Annotated in this window: 16 protein-coding genes and 1 rRNA gene; 9 read left to right on the forward strand and 8 right to left on the reverse strand. The window is 68.3% G+C overall.

Annotation, left to right across the window (positions count from 1 at the left end; translation table 11 throughout):
- Positions 1-39 precede the first annotated feature (39 nt).
- The 5 genes from rrf to PV734_RS29500 all read left to right on the forward strand — a co-directional run bounded on the left by rrf (position 40) and on the right by PV734_RS29500 (position 2,337).
- A 5S ribosomal RNA gene (gene rrf / locus PV734_RS29480) occupies positions 40-156 on the forward strand.
- A 132-nt stretch (positions 157-288) separates the two neighbouring features.
- On the forward strand, positions 289-837 hold the full coding sequence (locus tag PV734_RS29485; RefSeq protein WP_319098807.1) for a GNAT family N-acetyltransferase: 549 nt from the start codon (positions 289-291) through the stop codon (positions 835-837).
- 173 nt (positions 838-1,010) lie between these two features.
- A complete protein-coding gene (locus PV734_RS29490; RefSeq protein ID WP_319292713.1) occupies positions 1,011-1,673 on the forward strand; it encodes a Crp/Fnr family transcriptional regulator in 663 nt (220 codons plus the stop codon).
- 78 nt (positions 1,674-1,751) lie between these two features.
- Positions 1,752-1,967: a hypothetical protein gene (locus PV734_RS29495; RefSeq protein ID WP_319098804.1), complete on the forward strand. Its 216-nt coding sequence runs from the start codon at positions 1,752-1,754 to the stop codon at positions 1,965-1,967.
- 46 nt (positions 1,968-2,013) lie between these two features.
- A complete protein-coding gene (locus PV734_RS29500; RefSeq protein ID WP_319098802.1) occupies positions 2,014-2,337 on the forward strand; it encodes a hypothetical protein in 324 nt (107 codons plus the stop codon).
- A 12-nt stretch (positions 2,338-2,349) separates the two neighbouring features.
- On the opposite strand, the gene PV734_RS29505 is transcribed toward PV734_RS29500, so the two are convergent.
- The 7 genes from PV734_RS29505 to PV734_RS29535 form a co-directional block, all read right to left on the reverse strand.
- Positions 2,350-3,792 carry a type IV secretory system conjugative DNA transfer family protein gene (locus PV734_RS29505; RefSeq protein ID WP_319292715.1) on the reverse strand — a complete coding sequence of 481 codons (1,443 nt, stop codon included), beginning with the start codon at positions 3,790-3,792 and terminating at the stop codon, positions 2,350-2,352.
- Positions 3,793-3,796: 4 nt separating this feature from the next.
- Positions 3,797-5,230 (reverse strand): ATP-binding protein, encoded by a 1,434-nt coding sequence (locus tag PV734_RS29510; protein WP_319098800.1) that lies wholly within the window; start codon positions 5,228-5,230, stop codon positions 3,797-3,799.
- Between the two features lie 13 nt (positions 5,231-5,243).
- Positions 5,244-6,785 carry an SCO6880 family protein gene (locus PV734_RS29515; RefSeq protein ID WP_415924296.1) on the reverse strand — a complete coding sequence of 514 codons (1,542 nt, stop codon included), beginning with the start codon at positions 6,783-6,785 and terminating at the stop codon, positions 5,244-5,246.
- Positions 6,786-6,799: 14 nt separating this feature from the next.
- Complete coding sequence (locus PV734_RS29520) at positions 6,800-8,143, reverse strand: hypothetical protein (RefSeq protein WP_319292716.1); 1,344 nt, start codon at positions 8,141-8,143, stop codon at positions 6,800-6,802.
- On the reverse strand, positions 8,133-9,020 hold the full coding sequence (locus PV734_RS29525) for a hypothetical protein (protein WP_319098797.1): 888 nt from the start codon (positions 9,018-9,020) through the stop codon (positions 8,133-8,135). Before PV734_RS29525 ends, PV734_RS29520 begins: the two co-directional genes overlap by 11 nt.
- Positions 9,021-9,256: 236 nt before the next feature.
- The gene (locus PV734_RS29530; protein WP_006375688.1) at positions 9,257-9,565 is read right to left on the reverse strand and encodes a hypothetical protein; all 309 of its coding nucleotides are present in this window, start codon (positions 9,563-9,565) and stop codon (positions 9,257-9,259) included.
- Positions 9,566-10,069: 504 nt separating this feature from the next.
- Positions 10,070-11,437, reverse strand: a complete 1,368-nt coding sequence (locus tag PV734_RS29535; RefSeq protein WP_319098796.1) for a S53 family peptidase — start codon at positions 11,435-11,437, stop codon at positions 10,070-10,072.
- A 346-nt stretch (positions 11,438-11,783) separates the two neighbouring features.
- Here PV734_RS29535 and PV734_RS29540 point away from each other — a divergent pair, with 346 nt between their 5' ends.
- The 4 genes from PV734_RS29540 to PV734_RS29555 all read left to right on the forward strand — a co-directional run bounded on the left by PV734_RS29540 (position 11,784) and on the right by PV734_RS29555 (position 15,388).
- Positions 11,784-12,401, forward strand: coding sequence for a hypothetical protein (locus tag PV734_RS29540; RefSeq protein WP_319098794.1), 618 nt, complete (start codon positions 11,784-11,786; stop codon positions 12,399-12,401).
- A gap of 89 nt (positions 12,402-12,490) precedes the next feature.
- Positions 12,491-13,270, forward strand: coding sequence for a trypsin-like serine peptidase (locus PV734_RS29545; RefSeq protein WP_319098793.1), 780 nt, complete (start codon positions 12,491-12,493; stop codon positions 13,268-13,270).
- An 87-nt stretch (positions 13,271-13,357) separates the two neighbouring features.
- Positions 13,358-14,365, forward strand: coding sequence for a bifunctional lytic transglycosylase/C40 family peptidase (locus PV734_RS29550; RefSeq protein WP_319098791.1), 1,008 nt, complete (start codon positions 13,358-13,360; stop codon positions 14,363-14,365).
- A gap of 303 nt (positions 14,366-14,668) precedes the next feature.
- Positions 14,669-15,388: a phosphatase PAP2 family protein gene (locus tag PV734_RS29555; protein WP_319098808.1), complete on the forward strand. Its 720-nt coding sequence runs from the start codon at positions 14,669-14,671 to the stop codon at positions 15,386-15,388.
- Here the strand turns inward: PV734_RS29555 and PV734_RS29560 are convergent.
- Positions 15,385-16,338 carry an IS481 family transposase gene (locus PV734_RS29560; protein WP_319098790.1) on the reverse strand — a complete coding sequence of 318 codons (954 nt, stop codon included), beginning with the start codon at positions 16,336-16,338 and terminating at the stop codon, positions 15,385-15,387. The genes PV734_RS29555 and PV734_RS29560 overlap by 4 nt on opposite strands.
- Between the last annotated feature and the right edge of the window lie 166 nt (positions 16,339-16,504).

Consider the following 16,504-nt stretch of genomic DNA (forward strand, 5'->3'; position numbering starts at 1 on the left):
CCACCGGGTGTGGTGCGGTTGATATGTGTTTCACCGTGTTTCGGTGGTCATAGCGTGAGGGAAACGCCCGGTTACATTCCGAACCCGGAAGCTAAGCCTCACAGCGCCGATGGTACTGCAGGGGGGACCCTGTGGGAGAGTAGGACGCCGCCGAACAAATATTGCGAAAAGCCCCGTACCGGGATACCGGTACGGGGCTTTTCTGCGTTTCCGAGTCAGTGCGAAGGCCGACGCCTTGCCGGCGAAAAGCGGTACGCGAGTGGTCGGGACCGGTACTACCGTGACCGCATGAGTAGCTTTGTGGTCCGACCTGTGAGGGCGGACGAGTGGCGCGCGGCCAAGGAGCTTCGCCTCGCCGCGCTTGAAGATCCCGTCGCGCCCCTCGCCTTTCTGGAGACCTACAAGGAGGCTGCCGCCAGGCCGGACTCCTTCTGGCAGGAACGCGTGGCCGGGGCCGCCGAGGGGCAACAGGAGCGACGGCAGGTCATTGCCGAGGGCCCGGACGGAGAGTGGGTCGGCAGCGTGGTCGTACTGATCGAGGAGGCTGGTACGACCGACTGGGCCGGGCTTTCGGCCGAGCGGAAACAAGGGCACGTCGTCGGGGTGTACATGCGGCCCGAGCATCGTGGATGCGGATTGACCGAGGTGCTCTTCGACGAGGCGCTTGAGTGGGCGTGGGCGGTCGGGGCAGAACGCGTACGGCTTCTGGTGCACGAGGACAACGGACGGGCGAAAGCCTTCTACGGCAGGGTGGGCTTCTTGGAGAGCGGACGCACGGCGGCCGCTCCCGAGGGGGTCGGCGGGCAGGAGCTGGAGCTGGTGATCGACCGGGCGTGACGGGTGGTTCGGTCGGAGCGATGCTCGTCGGCGGCCGCCAAGCCGAGGACGGAGACCGAGCTCCTCGCTCATGCGTACTACGCGCCCACTGCCGAAGGTCGCAGCCACGGTTCTCAAGGCTTCTGCTTCGCGGTTTACCCTCCAGAGCAATGTTGATTAGTACACTCAGCTGCATGGCGAACGACACTCAGTCCATTTTCCATGAGCTGCCGGACGAGCAGCGGGAGGCGCTTCGGGCTCAGGGTTCTGTGGTGCGGTTCCCGGAAGGGCAAGTGGTCTTCTGGGAGGGGCAGCCCTCTCACTCCGTTCTCCTGATCGAGGATGGCCACGTGAAGGTGACGCAGCGCGCCGGCGATGGTGCCGAGGTCATCCTGGCCGTTCGTGGGCCTGGTGAGGTGATGGGGGATGAGGGCGTGTTGATGGAGGAGCCCCGGTCCGCGACGGTCACCACCATCACGGAGGTCGTGGGTGTGGACATCGCGGCGGACGATCTGCTGAGGTTCGTCGAGGAGCGGTCCTTGTGGCCGACGATGTACAAAGCCGCCGTGCGGCGTCGACGGCAGTCCGACCAGCAGGCGCTGTTGGCGCGCCTCGGGGTGAGGAACCGACTCGCCCGATGGCTGCTGGAGTTGGCCAACGAGATCGGTGAGCGGACGGACGAGGGTTGGGTTCTGGCTGTGTCGATGTCCCAGCAGGACCTGGCCAGCAGGATCGGGGCCTCGCGCGATGCTGTCGCCATAGAGCTGCGCAAGCTTCGCGAGCAGAAGCTGGTCAGTACGGGTCGTCAGCAGATCACCTTGCACGACCTCGAAGCACTGAGGAGATTCACCTTGTAGTGCGTATGGACACCCGGCAAGCAGTATGGAAAATTACATATAAGCGTGCTGAACTTTTCGGTGTCCTAGGGGGACTGTATGAGTCTGCAAGTGCTGGGTGCTCTCTGCATCGCCGTCGCGATCATCGGCGGAGGGTTGAAGATCAACGAGGTGGAGATACCGCGTATGTCCCAGCGGCGGATGGCCGCCCTGATTTTCGCGGGATTTCTGTTTCTGGGAACGGATCTGGCCATCGGCCAGGTCATGGAGTCGGCCCCGCCGACGGCACAAGGGTCCACATCGATCGAGCGGTGAACGTGCAGGGTGGCACGGGCGTAGCGGAAATGTAGAGGGTGGCGACGTGGAAGAACAACTCGGACCTTTCCAGGATATCTGGGATGCCTGGCAGGAAGCGCACGACGAGATCGCCCGCAAGCCGCTCTCTCACTTCCGGCGGGCCACTGACATCCAGTTCGACGAACTGCAAGAACACCTCGATGCCGGCGACCGGGAGGCGGCTGCGCGTGAGGTGGTCGACATCATGAGTGTCGCGCTGAATGTGATGCGCTGGCTCGGTCACACACCGGCCGAGATCGGTGAGATCACCCGCGCTCGTGCCGAGCATCGGATGAAGGGTCAGGCATCCCAGATCCTGGCCAAGTACGAGGACAGGTACGGAATCTGATCTGTCGTCCGGTTACTGGACCGGAAGATCGTGGTCGGGCCATCGTGCTCGGAGTTGTTCCTTTGAGCGGAGCAGGGCCAGAGTGGGCATGCCGTGGTCTGCTCCGGTGGTGAGCAGGTCCGGGAGCTGGGGTAGCGGGGCGACCGCCGCGACGTCGTCCAGGACGAGGGTCATTGGTGGGTCGAGGCGACCGGAGGATGACCGTTCGGCCATGCGCCGGCCGCGCTCGACCACGCTTGCGGTCAGTGCGGTCAGGAGGGGCATCGCGCCCGGGTTTGTTCTGGGGTCCTCGATCGGTTCACCGACCACATAAAGCGTGCCCCCTTCAGCGATGAAGGAATCCAGCGCGAGGGCGTCACTTCGGTTCGCCGTGCATGCCTCGCGGATGTTCACCGTCGAGAGTGCGGCGAGGGCTCGGCTGGTCAACTCCTGGGCCATGTCGCGGCGTTCGGGGTGCGCGGTGAGAGCGGCCTCGAGTTCGCCGGCCGCGCCGGGGGCCGCCTTGGGGTTCGTGCGGAGGATGCGTACGGCTTCCTGGACGTTGGTGCCCTGTGCCCAGCGGTGTACGTGGCGGATCGTGCGGGTGTCTATGGCGGCGGCGTGGAGGTAGCTGCGGAGGAGTGTCTCCGCGGTTTCCGCCGTCGTCCGGTCGATCTTCGCGGTGGGACGGACCGGGGTGAGGAGGGCGGCTGCTCTCGCGGCCGCTGTGGGTTTGTCCTCACAGCCGGTGGTGGGGGGCCAGTGGAGGCGGGCCGGGGTGTCGCAGAGGTGGGTGGGGTCGTAGAGGAGGATCGGGCCGAGTTTGGCCCGGGCGTCCTTGGTCTCCTGCCAGAGCGTGGGGTTGGAGGTGAGGATGAGGGCGGGGCCCTCTGCGTTCTGGATGGCTTGGGTTGCGGGGGGTGTGCGGGTGTCTTGGGTGCCGAAAAAGATGCTCTCCCACCCACCCACCCGTTTACCGTCTGCTGCCACGGGTGCTGTCGTGAACACCTTTGACGGTTCCGGTGGCGGTGGCAGTTCGGTGGGCTCCGGCACCGGCTCCGGCTGTGTCTCGGGTGGGCGTTCCGTGCGTTGGACCGGGACCTCGTGCGGGGTCCTTCTAGCCGTCCTTACGGCCTTCCAGCGGGCCAGTGTGCCCACGACGAAGATCGTCAGGACGAACAGGACCATCAGCTGGCCGATGAACAGGCCCCAGAACAGGCCCCACCCGGAGAGTTGGACCGCCGGAGTCGTCGGCCAGGCGCCCGGGACGTCGCTCGGCTTCGTGGCGAGGTGGCGCAGTGCCTCCGGGGTGCGGGTGAACGTGACGCCCTGGGGCCAGGCGCCGTGGGAGAGGACGGCGGCGAGGCCTGTTGCCGACCAGACCAGCAGCGTCAGGCCGAGGAGGAAGGCGATCAGGCCGACCAACAGGCCGTCGGAGACGCCGCGTTCGCTCCGTTGCCGTTCGTCCGGTCTCATCGGGTCATGCCACCGTCGACTCGGAGGAGTCGTCGAGGTCGCTGAGGTGCTGTTCGACGAAGGCCGCCGCGCGTTCCTCCGCCTCCAGTTCCGCGGCTCTCAGGGCGTCGTCGGTCAGTTGGAGGTCGCGGTCGCGGGAGGACTCCGTCATCGCGCGGTCGGTGAAGACGAGGGCGCGTTCCGTCTCCGTGACCAGGTGTTTGACGACCTGGACGTTGCCGTTGACGTCCCAGACGGCGATGCCCGGTGTCAGGGTCGGGATGATCTCCACCGCCCAGCGTGGCAGGCCGATGACGCGGCCCGTTGCCCTTGCCTCGTCGGCCTTCTGGGCGTAGATGGTTCGGGTGGAGGCCATTTTCAGGATCGCCGCGGCCTCCTTCGCCGCCGCTCCGTCCACCACGTCGCTCAGGTGGTGGACGACCGCCACGAAGGACAGGCCCAGACGGCGGCCGAACTTCAGCAGGCGCTGGAAGAGCTGGGCGACGAACGGGCTGCTGATGATGTGCCAGGCCTCCTCGACCAGGAAGATGCGCTTCTTCCGGTCGGGGCGGATCCAGGTGTGCTCCAGCCAGACGCCGATGATCGCCATCAGGATCGGCATGGCGATGGAGTTGCGGTCGATGTGGGACAGGTCGAAGACGATGAGCGGGGCGTCGAGGTCGATGCCGACGGTTGTGGGGCCGTCGAACATGCCTCGCAGGTCGCCGTCGACCAGGCGGTCGATGACCAGGGCCACGTCCAGGCCCCAGGCCCGTACGTCGTCTATGGCGACGTTCATCGCCTCGGCCGACTCCGGTTCGGGGTGGCGGAGTTGCTCGACGATGTCCGTCAGGACCGGCTGGCGGTCGACGATGGTCTCGTTGACGTAGGCGTGCGCGACCTTCAGGGCGAAGCCGGAGCGTTCGTCCAGGCCGTGGCCCATCGCCACTTCGATGATCGTGCGGAGGAGAGCCAGCTGGCCCGTTGTCGTGATCGCGGGGTCGAGGGGGTTGAGGCGGATGCCCATGTCCAGGGCGGCCATGGGGTCCAGGCGGATGGGGGTTATCCCCAACTCCTCCGCGATGAGGTTCCATTCGCCGACGCCGTCCTCGCCCTGCGCGTCGAGGACGACCACCTGGCGGTCCCGGAAGCGGAGTTGACGTAGGACGTACGTCTTCTCCAGCGCTGACTTGCCGTTGCCCGACTCGCCGAGCACCAGCCAGTGCGGGGCGGGGAGTTGCTGGCCGTACAGCTGGAAGGGGTCGTAGATGTAGCCCTTCCCGGAGTAGACCTCGCGGCCGATGATGACGCCGGAGTCGCCGAGGCCGGGGGCGGCGGTGGGGAGGTAGACGGCCTGGGCCTGGCCCGTGGAGGTGCGGACGGGGAGGCGGGTCGTCTCGACCTTGCCGAAGAGGAAGGAGGTGAAGGTGTCGGTGAGGGCGGTCAGCGGGTCCCGCATCAGCGCATCAGCCCTACCTTCGGATTCCGGTGGCGAACGGGAGTGTGTTGACGAACGCTCGGTGGTGCTCTCTGTCGCACCACTCCAGCTTCAGGTACGACTTGCCGGCCGACGCCCTTATCGTGCGCTTGTCGCGCGCCAGGGCCTCGGGCGAGCGGGAGGAGACGGTGATGTAGCCGACCAGGTTGACGCCGGCGGCGCCGCTCGCGAGGTCCTCGCCGCGCTGGTCGATGCGGTTGTGGGAAGCCACGTCGCGGGGGTCGACCGTGCGGTTCATCTTGGCGGCCCGGCTTGCTTCCGCGTCGTCGTTCGTCTTTTCCGTGAGCATGCGTTCGATGGCCACCTCGGTGGGTTCGAGGTCCATCGTCACCGCCACCGTGCGGATCACGTCCGGGGTGTGGACCAGGAGGGGGGCCAGGAAGTTGACGCCCACCGGGGTCATCGGCCACTCCTTCACCCAGGCGGTGGAGTGGCACCAGGGGGCGCGCGTCGACGACTCGCGGGTCTTCGCCTGGAGGTACGTCGGCTCCATCGCGTCCAGCTCGGCCGGCCAGGCGTTCCGTTTCGTCATCGCCTGGAGGTGGTCGATCGGGTGGTCCGGGTCGTACATGGAGTGGATGAGGGAGGCCAGCCGGCCCTGGCCGAGGGGCTGGCGGACGCGGATGTCCGCCTCCTGGAGGCGGGAGCAGATGTCGGTCAGCTCGCGGGCCATGACCACGGCGAGGCCCGCGTCCCGGTCGACCTTCCGGCCACCGTGGGGGCGGGCCGCGCGGGCCATCGTGTGGGCCTCGGCGGCCAGTTCGCGGTTGAAGTGCATACAGGCGACGAGGTAGGCGCGGTGCTGCTCGCTGCTCGTCGACACCATGGACTGGAGCTGGTCGTACGAGTGCTGCAGCCATGGAGGTGACTTCTCGTCGCCGCGTACGGCCACGTCCTTGGCGTGGGCGTCCGGGTCGGCGGGGAGGGTGCGGGCGAGCATCTGGAGGCGGGTGACGAAGCCGTCGCCGTTCGCCACGTGCTTGAGGAGCGTGCCGAAGCGGTCGACGAGGGCTTCCTGGTCCTCGCTGTCGCGCAGGCCGACGCCGGGGCCCTCGATCTCGATCGCGGCCGTCACCGTACGGCGGTCCGCGTGCAGGAGTACGGCGATCTCGTCCGGGCCGAACGGGGCCGCGAGCCAGTTGATGCGGCCGATGCCCGGGGGCGGGCCGATCTCGACCTCGTGGCCGTCGATCTGGGTGCCGGCCTCCATGACGGAGCTGCGGTAGGCGGTGCCCTGGCGCAGCGCTCTCTTGTAACTGCGGTTGATCTCGAACCACTTGTAGAACGTGCGGCGCTTGTACGGGACGTACACCACCGCCAGTGCCAGCATCGGGAAGCCGGTGAGCAGCACGATGCGCAGGGCCAGAACGGGTACGACCAGGCCGCACACCATGCCGAGGAAGGCGCCCACGATGATGAGCGCGATCTCGCCGGACTCGCGGTTTCGGCCGACGATCGCGTTCGGCCGGGCACGGCCGATGAGATACGTACGGCGGGGCGAGATCACATGGGCCATCTGGGAATCCGTCGTCAACGCCCTTCACCTCCAGGGCGGTTGGATCGGTTGCTGTTGCCGCCGTGCGGGCTGCTGCGCGGCGGGGGTGCGGCGGAGGGGACAGATCCGCCGCCGCCCGAGGGCCGCGAGCTGTGCGCGGCCACGCCGCCGGACGCGGGGTTGGCGGGGCGCGGTGCCGAGGACGACTGGCCGCCGCCTCCACCGCCCCCGTTGTTGTCCGCGCGGCTGCTGTGGGTCTTGATGCCCTGGGCGACGAGGGTCGCCGGGGAGCTGATGACCGCGGCGGCCTTGCCTTCGGCGCCCTGCATGATGCGGTTGTTGCGGGAGTGTGCGATCTCGTCGCCGAAGCCGGGGACGAAGCGGTAGATCATCGCGCTCGCGAAGATGGCGAGAAGGATGATCGAGAGGCCGGAGACGACCGCCGAGAAGGCGTCCGGGCCGTCGTTCGTCGACAGTGCGCCCGCGAGGCCGAGGACGATGGCGATCACCGGTTTGACCATGATGACCGCGATCATGATGCCGGCCCAGCGGCGGACGTGGCCCCACAGGTTCTTGTCGACCAGCCCGGCGTAGACGACCGTGCCGAGGAGGGCGCCTACGTACAGCAGGGCTGCCCGGATGACGAGTTCCAGCCAGAGGATTCCGGCGGCGAGGATCGACACCATGGACACCACGATCAGCATGATCGGGCCGCCGCCGATGTCCTCGCCCTTGTTCAGGGCGCCGGAGAAGGTGCCGAAGAACGTGTCGGTCTGGTCGCCGGTCGCGCTCGCGAGGACCTCGGTGACGCCGTCGGTCGCCGAGACGACGGTGTAGAGGATCAGGGGTGTGAAGGCGGAGGCCAGGACGGTCAGCCAGAGGAAGCCGATCGCCTCGGAGATGGCCGTGGTGAGGGGGACGCCCCGCATGGCTCGCTTGGCGACCGCGAGGAGCCACAGCACCAGGGTCAGGACGGTGGACGCGGCGAACACGACGGCGTACTGCTGGAGGAACTTGGTGTTGGTGAAGTCGACGGTCGCGGTGGCCTTCACGGCCTCGCTGAGCTTGTCGACGGTCCAGGAGGCGGCGTCGGCGCAGCCCTTGGCGAGGGAGGACAGGGGGTCGAGGGTGGCGGTGGGGTTGGCGGTCCCTGTCCCGCCGGTGTTCTGTGCGCCCTCGCAGACCTCTTTCGCCTGGTCGGGGAGGAGTGCGCAGTCCGGATTGCCGGCCGTCGCCGAGGCCGACGGGGTGGGCGTGGGGGACGGTGTCGGGGCCGCGTACGCCCGGGACGCCAGGAGAACGGCCGCCGTCTGTACGGCTGTCAGCGCGCCGGCGAGCTTGAGCACGAGGGTGGGCCCAGCTGGTGTTTTACCGGGCATAGGTGAACCCTCCGTACTCGTCGATGGCCTTGCTGATCTCGTCCGAGGCGGCGGCTCTGTCGTCGCCGGGGACGGGGGTGGGCCCGTCCTTCTCCGAGTAGGAGACGATCTTCCAGTCGCCGCCCGACCAGCTCATGTCGTAGGTCCAGGTGTTCCAGGACGAGGTGACCGGGTTGGTGGACTTGTCGCCGGCGATGCCGCTCAGTCCGACGTACCAGACCTCGACGGTAGCGGTGGCGCCGCCGTACGCCACGGTCTTGGTGCCGACCGGGGTCACGCGGGAGACGAACGTGCTGCCCTCGGGGGCGTTGCCGCCCGCGTCGAGGCCGAGTCTGGTGAGCAGGTTCGCGGAGTAGGCCTTGTCCAGGGGGGCTTTGAGCCGGGCAGCTGCCTCGGTGGTGAAGAGGGCGTCGACGATCGCGTTCCGGCTGTCCTTCCGGAACATGCCGGTGGAGCCGAGGGACACCGCGTAGTTCGCCGCCGCGGACTGGACGCCCTGGCGGTTGTGGGCGAACCCGGCGGGGATGTTCGCCGCCTTCTTGGTGACCGGCTGTTCGCCGGAGGCGGCCGTGGCGGCCGTGTCTGGTTGGCCGGCGCTGCCGCTGGTGGTGCCGGAGCCGCTGCCCTGCGTGGAAGCGGTGTCGGACTTGGCGGAATCGTCTCCGCCGCGGTTGGCGAAGGCGATCGCCGCGATGAGCAGGACGACCACACCGACCGCTGTCACCGTGCCCCGTGAGGACCTGGTGCGCCGGGCACCGCCGTAGACGCCGCCGTTCGCCTGGTCGTGGTAGCGGGTCCGGGTCTGGCCGGTGCCGCCGTATCCGCCGTCGTCGGGGCGCGTGAAGTCGCCGTCGCTCTGGTTGTCACCAAGGCTCATTGCGCGCCCGCCCCCTCGAACTCGTGCCGGACTCGTGTCGAATCCACGCGTACGGGTACGCGTGACAGTACGACGGTAGCCGTGCTGGTCCCCGCGCGGGCGCGGTGTTATGACTCGGCATCAGGGAGACGCAACCTCAGTCGGTGGGCACGACGGGTGGGTGGATGGTGGAGGGAAGAACCGAGCGCGCCCGGCGGTCCGACTGATGAGGTGCGCCATGCGCGGGGAGCCGCCGGTTACACGGCCATGCCGTACACGATGGTGAAGAGAGTGCCGAGCGAGCCGATGATGAACACGCCCGTCAGGCCCGCGACGATGAGGCCCTTGCCCTGTTCCGCGCTGAAGGTGTCACGCAGGGCCGTGGCGCCGATACGCTGCTTGGCCGCACCCCAGATCGCGATACCCAGGCACATCAGGATGGCCACGGCCATCACGACCTGGACCATCGTCTTCGCCTCGGTGCCCAGACTGCCGAAGGGGCCCCAGTCCGGAGCGATCCCGCCGATGATGGTGTTGATGTCGCCCTTTTCGGCCGCAAGCCACATGTAAGTCACCGCCCCTGTCGGGTAGTTCCGCGCGCCCCTGCCGCAGTGCAGAGGTCAGGTCCATTCTCGCCGACAATGACGCTGTCGGATGTCGACTTGCGGTCATTCATTGGCGGGTTTCGTACGAATACCTTGCCGTCGGCCCGCGCGGCACCCTATGGGGGGAGCGCGGGACGTGTGCGAGGGGTTGAACGGATCGTATGGTCACTCTGTGTATCACGACAGGTTACGCCGGGCAATGAGGTGTGGGCGGAACCTGAGGTGTGGTTCCGTCGTTGGCCACCTAAGCGGTCATGAAGCGTTTCTGACGGTCCGTCCGACGTTTCCGGGCGCGGCCGTCAGGTGCAGGTTATCCCGGTTCCGGACATGGCGACGGGCCGCGGCTGGTAGCCGCGGCCCGTTCCCCAGTGCCCGCCGGTGATCCCCACGATCTCCGGTGGCGTTTGTGTGATGGGTTGTGTATTGGCTGGATCTGGTGGGTCCAGGTCAGTCGGTGATGTCGGGTCAGCCGGTGAAGCCGGTCAGGCCCGCCGGGGTTCCCAGGCCGGTCGGGCCGTCGTAGCCGGTCCCGGCGGTGCAGTAGTAGCTCGTGGAGCAGGTGCCGTTGTTGCCCGACGTGACGTCGTTGAGCGCCGAGGTGCCGGCCACCGCGTAGGGGAACTTCGCCGGGTAGGAGGTGGAGGTGGGCGTGCCGGCGAGGGCGTAGACGCCCGCGATGATGGGAGAGGCGGCGCTGGTGCCGCCGTAGGTGACCCAGCCGGACTCGCCGTAGGTGTCGTAGACCGAGACGCCGGTCGCGGGGTCGGCCACGGCGGAGACGTCGGAGATCATGCGCTTGGTGCAGGTGGCGTCGGTCTGCCAGGTCGGCTTCGCGTCGTACGCGGAGCAGCCGGAGCCGGTGCCCTCGGTGCTGCTGGTCTTCCACACCGTCTCGGTCCAGCCGCGGGTGTTGGAGGCGGTGGACAGCTTGGTGCCGCCGACGGAGGTGACGTACTTGGAGGCCGCCGGGTACTCGGCGCCGTAGTCCGCGTCGCCCGCGCTGACCGTGATGGCGACGCCGGGGTGGTTGAAGTACGAGGTGTCGTAGCCGGTGTCGGAGGACGACTCCGAGCCGCCGTAGCTGTTCGAGACGAACTTGGCGCCCAGGGTGACCGCGCGGTTCACGGCCGTGCCGAGGTTGGCCATCGTGGCGGAGGTGGCCTCGACCAGCAGGATGTTGCAGTTCGGGCAGGTGGCGCTGGCCATGTCGAGGTCGAGCGAGATCTCACCGGCCCAGCCGCTGTCGGCGGCGGGGAGGGAGGTCGTGGAGCCGCTCTGGCTGACCTTCTTGAAGCAGCCGTTGGCCACGGTGCAGGCGGAGAGGCCGTAGTAGGTGCGGTACGCGGCGAGGTCGGCCGCCGCGTTCGGGTCGTCGTACGCGTCGACGATCGCGATGGTCTCGCCGGCGCCCTTGGAGGAGGCGGCGGAGGCCAGTCCGTAGGCGGACTGGATGTCGCTGGGGCCGTAGCCGGTGGGGGTGGCGGCGGTGGCGTTGGGCTTGATGGTCGCGGGGGCGACGCCCTTCTTCGCGGCCTGCTCCTCCTGGAACGCGGTGGTGCCGCCGGTGACGCGCAGCGCGTTGCAGGACGCGATGCCCTTCGCCGGGGTCGCGTCACACTGGCTGGTGTAGCTGACGTGGGCCTTGGCGACCTGCGCGGCGATGGTCCTGGCGGTGACCTTCGGGGTGACCTTGAGGGTTGTGGGGGTGGCGGCGCCGGCCTGGGCCGCGGTGCCGAGTCCGGCGAGAGCGAGCGCGGCCGTGGCTATGGCGGCGGTGCCTGTGCGGCGCCATCTGCTGTGCGTGGACTGGCTGCTGGGGGGTGACGTACGCAACGTACAGCCTCCTGTTAGGGGGTTGGCAGGGGCGGTGCGGGTGGTGACGTGGGGGGTTGTCGGCCGCCGGTTCGGTTTCCCCGGCGGCGGGTTGGCGGCCCGCGATGACCATCGCTTGTTGAGTACGTGACAACAAGACGGGTTGCGGAATCCTGACTTCCGCATGACCCAAGGGGGTTGCCGGGTTACCGATCACTGACGCGGTGATGGGTGAGGGGAGGGCGTGACTTGACCCTGGGCACAGATGATCCACAGCCTGTGCACAGAAAAGTGAGGGTGGGGGTGCGCGGTGGTTCGGGGTTTGACAGAGGTTCACCCGGGGCTGGTGACGCGTTTGTTGCCGGGGGTGGTGAGGCGTGTGCTCGGCGGTGGCGAGGCGCAGCCTCGGTGGCTGCCTCGGCGCCTGCTCACGGTGGTGTCGGCCGATGTGGACGACGAGGCCGGTGTCGGTGTGGTGTGGATGGTGTGGCGTCCGGGGGCCTCGCGGGAGTCGGTGTCGCGGGAGCACCTCGAATTCGTCGAGTGGCACGAGGGGCGGTGGAGGTCCCTGGGAGGTGTCGGCTCCTTCGTGGGCGATCCGGTCGAGGTGGAGGCCGACGGGATCGAGGTTCGCGGGGGTGCCGGCTCGCTCAGCCTCACCCGTCGCCTTGATCCGCCGCGTTCCGTCGAAGCGGCTCTGTGGATCGCCTGCGTCCGGGTGTACACGGGGCGGGACATCGACCACGTTCTTGTGGGTGACCGCAGGTTCGACGTGTCGGAAGGGCGCCGGGTTGTCGCTGTCTGGAAGGGGCCGCAGATCAGGCGCGGGTACCGGCCCGACATCGTGGCCCTTGACCGGGACGGCGTCGAACTGTCCCGGATCGGTCCGCTCGACAGCCTGGACAGTCGTACGTGGGCTCGGGTGCGGGAGGAGTTGGGGGAGGCGGGGGAAGTGGGGGAGTTGGGCGAGCCCGAAGGGGGTTAGCCGGGCGGGCTGTCTTTTTACGGGTTCACGGGAAATTCTCAGCCGGGAGCCGTACCCGTTCTTGCGTTCGGCCGTCACAGTTGCCCCTGATGAAGCGCCCCACTCGTCCCCCTGGCAACCGGCGGCACGCGCTGCTTTCCGTCATCGCGCTGCTCGCCTTCACCTCCGTCTCCGGTGCGGCCCCCGGGCATGCCGTCCCGGGGCGGCTCGGTGCTGTCGTCGCGGCTCGGGCCGCGGCGCCGCGCGGTGCTCGGGTGGGGGCGCTGTTCGACGGGGACCTGGAGGGCGGGCACTTCTGTACGGCGTCCGTCGTGCGCAGTGGGGGACGGGACGTGATTCTCACCGCCGCGCACTGTCTCAGCGGGGACGGGGACACCGACGTGGTGTTCGCGCCCGGGTATCGGGACGGCCGGGCGCCGTACGGGCTGTGGCGGATAACGAGGACTTTCGTGCCCGGGGCCTGGAGCGATCGCTCCGACGAGGACAGCGACTTCGCCTTCGCCACCGTCGCCCCGAAGAACGGGCGGGACCTGGAGGACGCGGTGGGGGCGAACGTCCTTGTCACAGGTCGGCCCACCGGGGCCACGACCGTCGTCGTCACCGGGTATCCCAACGTGCGGGACGCGCCGCTCAGCTGTACCAACCGGCCCACCGCGCACAGTCGTACGCAACAGCGCATCGAGTGCCCCGCGTTCACCGACGGTACGAGTGGGAGTCCCTGGGTGCATGTGGACGCGGAGGGGGAAGGGGAGGTGGTCGGGGTGCTCGGGGGGTTCGAGCAGGGTGGGGCGACCGACGACGTGTCCTACAGCGCTGTGCTGGGGACTGCGGCTGCCGCTCTCTATCGGGAGGCTTCCGGGTCCGCTTGAGGGCGGCGCGTTTTCGTCATGATCACCCCGAGGGGTGGGTAGCGCCTCTACACTGACGTGGGCGTACTCCCTGGCGGTGAGGGGCGGTTGACGGTGCGTAAGGCATGGATCGTGGTGAGCGTCGCCGTCGGAGGCACCCTCAGCTTCGTGATGCTGCTCGTCGTGGGCGTCTACCTTGTCGCCGGGACCGTCGCCGGTGGGGTCGGGAGCGGGAGCGGCGCGCTCGCCAAGGGGGCTGTGCCGGCCGCGTATTCGGCGCTCGTACAGAAGTGGGGCAATCTGTGCCCCGCCATCAATCCCGCCCTGCTCGCCGCCCAGCTGTACCAGGAGAGCGGATTCAATCCGAACGCGAAGAGTCCGGCGAAAGCGGAGGGGATAGCGCAATTCATCCCCGGAACCTGGGCCACGCACGGAATCGACGGCGACGGTGACGGCGACCGCGACGTGTGGGACCCGAATGACGCGATTCCATCGGCCGCGTCGTACGACTGCGAGCTCGCCTCCTACGTGAAGGACGCGCCCGGGGACCCGACGCACAACATGCTCGCCGCCTACAACGCGGGGGCGTACGCCGTCATCAAATACGGGGGCGTGCCGCCGTATTCGGAGACCCAGAACTATGTGAAGACCATCACCACGCTGCAGGCCAGCTTTGCCGCGCCTGTGGGCCGCGTCGACCCCTCCCAGCAGGCGGCCGGGGCTATCACCTACGCCCAGGGGAAGCTGGGCACGCCCTACCTCTGGGGCGGCACCGGTACCGCTGAGCAGCAAGGACGCTTCGACTGCTCCGGGCTCACCCAGGCCGCGTACGCGGCTGTGGGCATCGAGTTGCCGAGGGTGGCGAACGACCAGTACAACGCCGGGCCGCATCCCTCCCGGGAGGAGTTGCTGCCGGGCGACCTCGTCTTCTTCTCCGAGGATCCCACCAACTCGCGGGCCATCCATCATGTGGGGATTTATGTGGGCGGCGGATACATGATCGACGCACCCCGCACCGGTGCCGTCATCCGGTTCGATCCGATCGACGGTGCCGATTACTTCGGGGCGACGCGGGTCACCGAAGATGGCGCGAAAGCGTTGCCCACGGCGGTGTGAGCGCAGCGTGAAACCAAGCCCTGAGCTGCGGCAATGCGTCTCTCTTCGATAACGTCTGCGTGATCATTCGGTGGAGAGTGGAACGTATAAACGGAGAGCGTGCGTTCCTGTTCCTGTAGTGGATTCGTCGGCGCCCGGTTCGGGCGTCGGGTTTGCTGCTTTTGTTGCTTGTGTCGTGTCTGCGTCTGCGTCTGTGGCACGTGTCAAGTGAAGGCGGTGCGTGAGTCCCTACGCCACGGTTGAGCAGGAGCGGCGCACGGAAACCAGTGCGCTCTGGAAATGACGACGAAGGGCCGCAGCACCATGGCTGGTCTCGCCGAAACCGGGTCGAACCCCGACGTCGACCTGCTCTACGACATCAACGGTCTTGCCAAGGACGCGCCCCGGTGGTTCGACCGGGTCGTCGAGGTCGTGGGCGAGTACGGGCTGTTGGCGGCGATGGTTCTCGTCGTGCTGTGCTGCTGGTGGAGTGTGCGGCGGCGGGGCGGGGACGATGCGGCCGGGTCCGTGGCCGCGTTGATCTGGGCGCCGCTCGCCGCGGGGATCGCCGTACTCGTGAACATTCCGATACGGGGGTTCGTGGAGCGGCCTCGTCCTTTTCTCGATCATCAGGGGCTTGAGGTACTCGTCTCCGGGAAGACCGACTACTCGTTCGTGAGCGATCACGCGACGATCACCATGGCGATGGGGGTCGGGCTGTTCGTGGCGAACCGGAGGTTCGGGCTGGTGGGGATAGGGCTCGCGCTGGTGGAGGGGTTCTGCCGGGTGTACATGGGGGTGCACTACCCGACGGATGTGGTGGGGGGGTTCGCGCTCGGGACGGCGGTGGTGTTGCTGTTGTCGCCGTTGGCCATGGCGATGCTTACTCCGGTTACCCGGGCGGTTGAGGGGTCGGGGTGGGGCCGGGTGTTGATTCGGGCTCGGAGGGCGGGCTCGGGTGTGGGTGGTGGGGCTGCTGTGGTTCCGGGGGCTCGGGCGGCCGAGGCCGGGGCTGGGTCCGGGGAGCGGGATTTGGCGGCCTAGTTGTATTGCCCTGCGAGGTTGGGGACGCGGCTGGCGGGTGGTTGGCCCTTCGGTGCGGTGTGTCCGCGGTGGTGATTGTAGGTGTGCAGCCAGCCGGGGAACGCGTCGCGTCGTTCGGCCTCTGTTCGGTAAGGGCGGGCGTAGGCCCACTCGTCGAGCAGGGTGCGGTTGAAGCGCTCGACCTTGCCGTTTGTCTGCGGCCGGTAGGGCCGGGTCCGCTTGTGGGTGATCCCGGCTGCGGCAAGGGAGTCGCGCCAGTCGCGTGAGCGGTAGCAGGAGCCGTTGTCGGTCAGCACCCGCTGGACGGTGATCCCGGCCTGGGCGTAGAACGCCTGGGCGCGGGTCCAGAAGCCGGTGGCGGTCTCCTTCTTCTCGTCCGTATGGATCTCGCTGTAGGCGAGTCGGGAGTGGTCGTCGACGGCGTTGTGCAGGTAGCTGTAGCCCACGCCGGAGCGGGTCCTGCGGCCGGCCTGTCGGCCCAGGGTCTTGTGGCCGCCGCCGTCGGGGATGTTGCCGAGCTTCTTGATGTCGACGTGCACCAGCTCGCCCGGCGCGGACCGTTCGTAGCGGCGGATCACGCGTCCGGTGGCGCGGTCGAGGTGAGCGAGGCGGGCGAGCCTGTAGCGGGCCAGGACCCTGTGCACTGTGGAGGGGTTCAGGTGCAGCAGGTAGGCGATGCGGGCCGGTCCCCAGCGGCGCAGGAGACGGACCTTGATGATCCGCCGCTCGGTGCGGGTCGGGGTCCGGCGCGGGCTGCGGTGCGGTCTGGAGGAACGGTCGCTCAGGCCTGCCTCGCCGAGTTCCCGGTAGCGGTCCGCCCACCGCCGGGCCGTGGTCGGCGAGACCTGGAAGCGTTCGGCGGCCCGGCGCAGAGTCCAGCCGTCCTCGACGACGCAGCGGGCCAGACGCAGGCGGCCGGTCTCGGTCAGGGGTGCATTACGGTGGGGCACGAGGGCCTTTCTGTTGGTGTAGACGTCGCAATCCACACCGAACCGGAAGGCCCTCACCTGTTCAAGATCCCTCAGCCGAGACCTGGCTCACCCGTCCACAACCTCCCGGGACAGAAGACCTAGTGGGCAAGCCTCCGCTTCCGTCACCCTTACCCACCACGTCCCT

This window comes from Streptomyces sp. AK08-02 (genome assembly GCF_033795085.1).
GTDB lineage: Bacteria > Actinomycetota > Actinomycetes > Streptomycetales > Streptomycetaceae > Streptomyces > Streptomyces echiniscabiei.

Coding starts and splice junctions, on each gene's coding strand:
- PV734_RS29485 (WP_319098807.1), top strand. CDS start 289: ATGAGTAGCTTTGTGGTCCGACCTGTGAGGGCGGACGAGTGGCGCGCG.
- PV734_RS29490 (WP_319292713.1), top strand. CDS start 1,011: ATGGCGAACGACACTCAGTCCATTTTCCATGAGCTGCCGGACGAGCAG.
- PV734_RS29495 (WP_319098804.1), top strand. CDS start 1,752: ATGAGTCTGCAAGTGCTGGGTGCTCTCTGCATCGCCGTCGCGATCATC.
- PV734_RS29505 (WP_319292715.1), bottom strand. CDS start 3,792: ATGAGACCGGACGAACGGCAACGGAGCGAACGCGGCGTCTCCGACGGC.
- PV734_RS29510 (WP_319098800.1), bottom strand. CDS start 5,230: ATGCGGGACCCGCTGACCGCCCTCACCGACACCTTCACCTCCTTCCTC.
- PV734_RS29515 (WP_415924296.1), bottom strand. CDS start 6,785: ATGGCCCATGTGATCTCGCCCCGCCGTACGTATCTCATCGGCCGTGCC.
- PV734_RS29520 (WP_319292716.1), bottom strand. CDS start 8,143: ATGCCCGGTAAAACACCAGCTGGGCCCACCCTCGTGCTCAAGCTCGCC.
- PV734_RS29525 (WP_319098797.1), bottom strand. CDS start 9,020: ATGAGCCTTGGTGACAACCAGAGCGACGGCGACTTCACGCGCCCCGAC.
- PV734_RS29530 (WP_006375688.1), bottom strand. CDS start 9,565: ATGTGGCTTGCGGCCGAAAAGGGCGACATCAACACCATCATCGGCGGG.
- PV734_RS29545 (WP_319098793.1), top strand. CDS start 12,491: ATGAAGCGCCCCACTCGTCCCCCTGGCAACCGGCGGCACGCGCTGCTT.
- PV734_RS29555 (WP_319098808.1), top strand. CDS start 14,669: ATGGCTGGTCTCGCCGAAACCGGGTCGAACCCCGACGTCGACCTGCTC.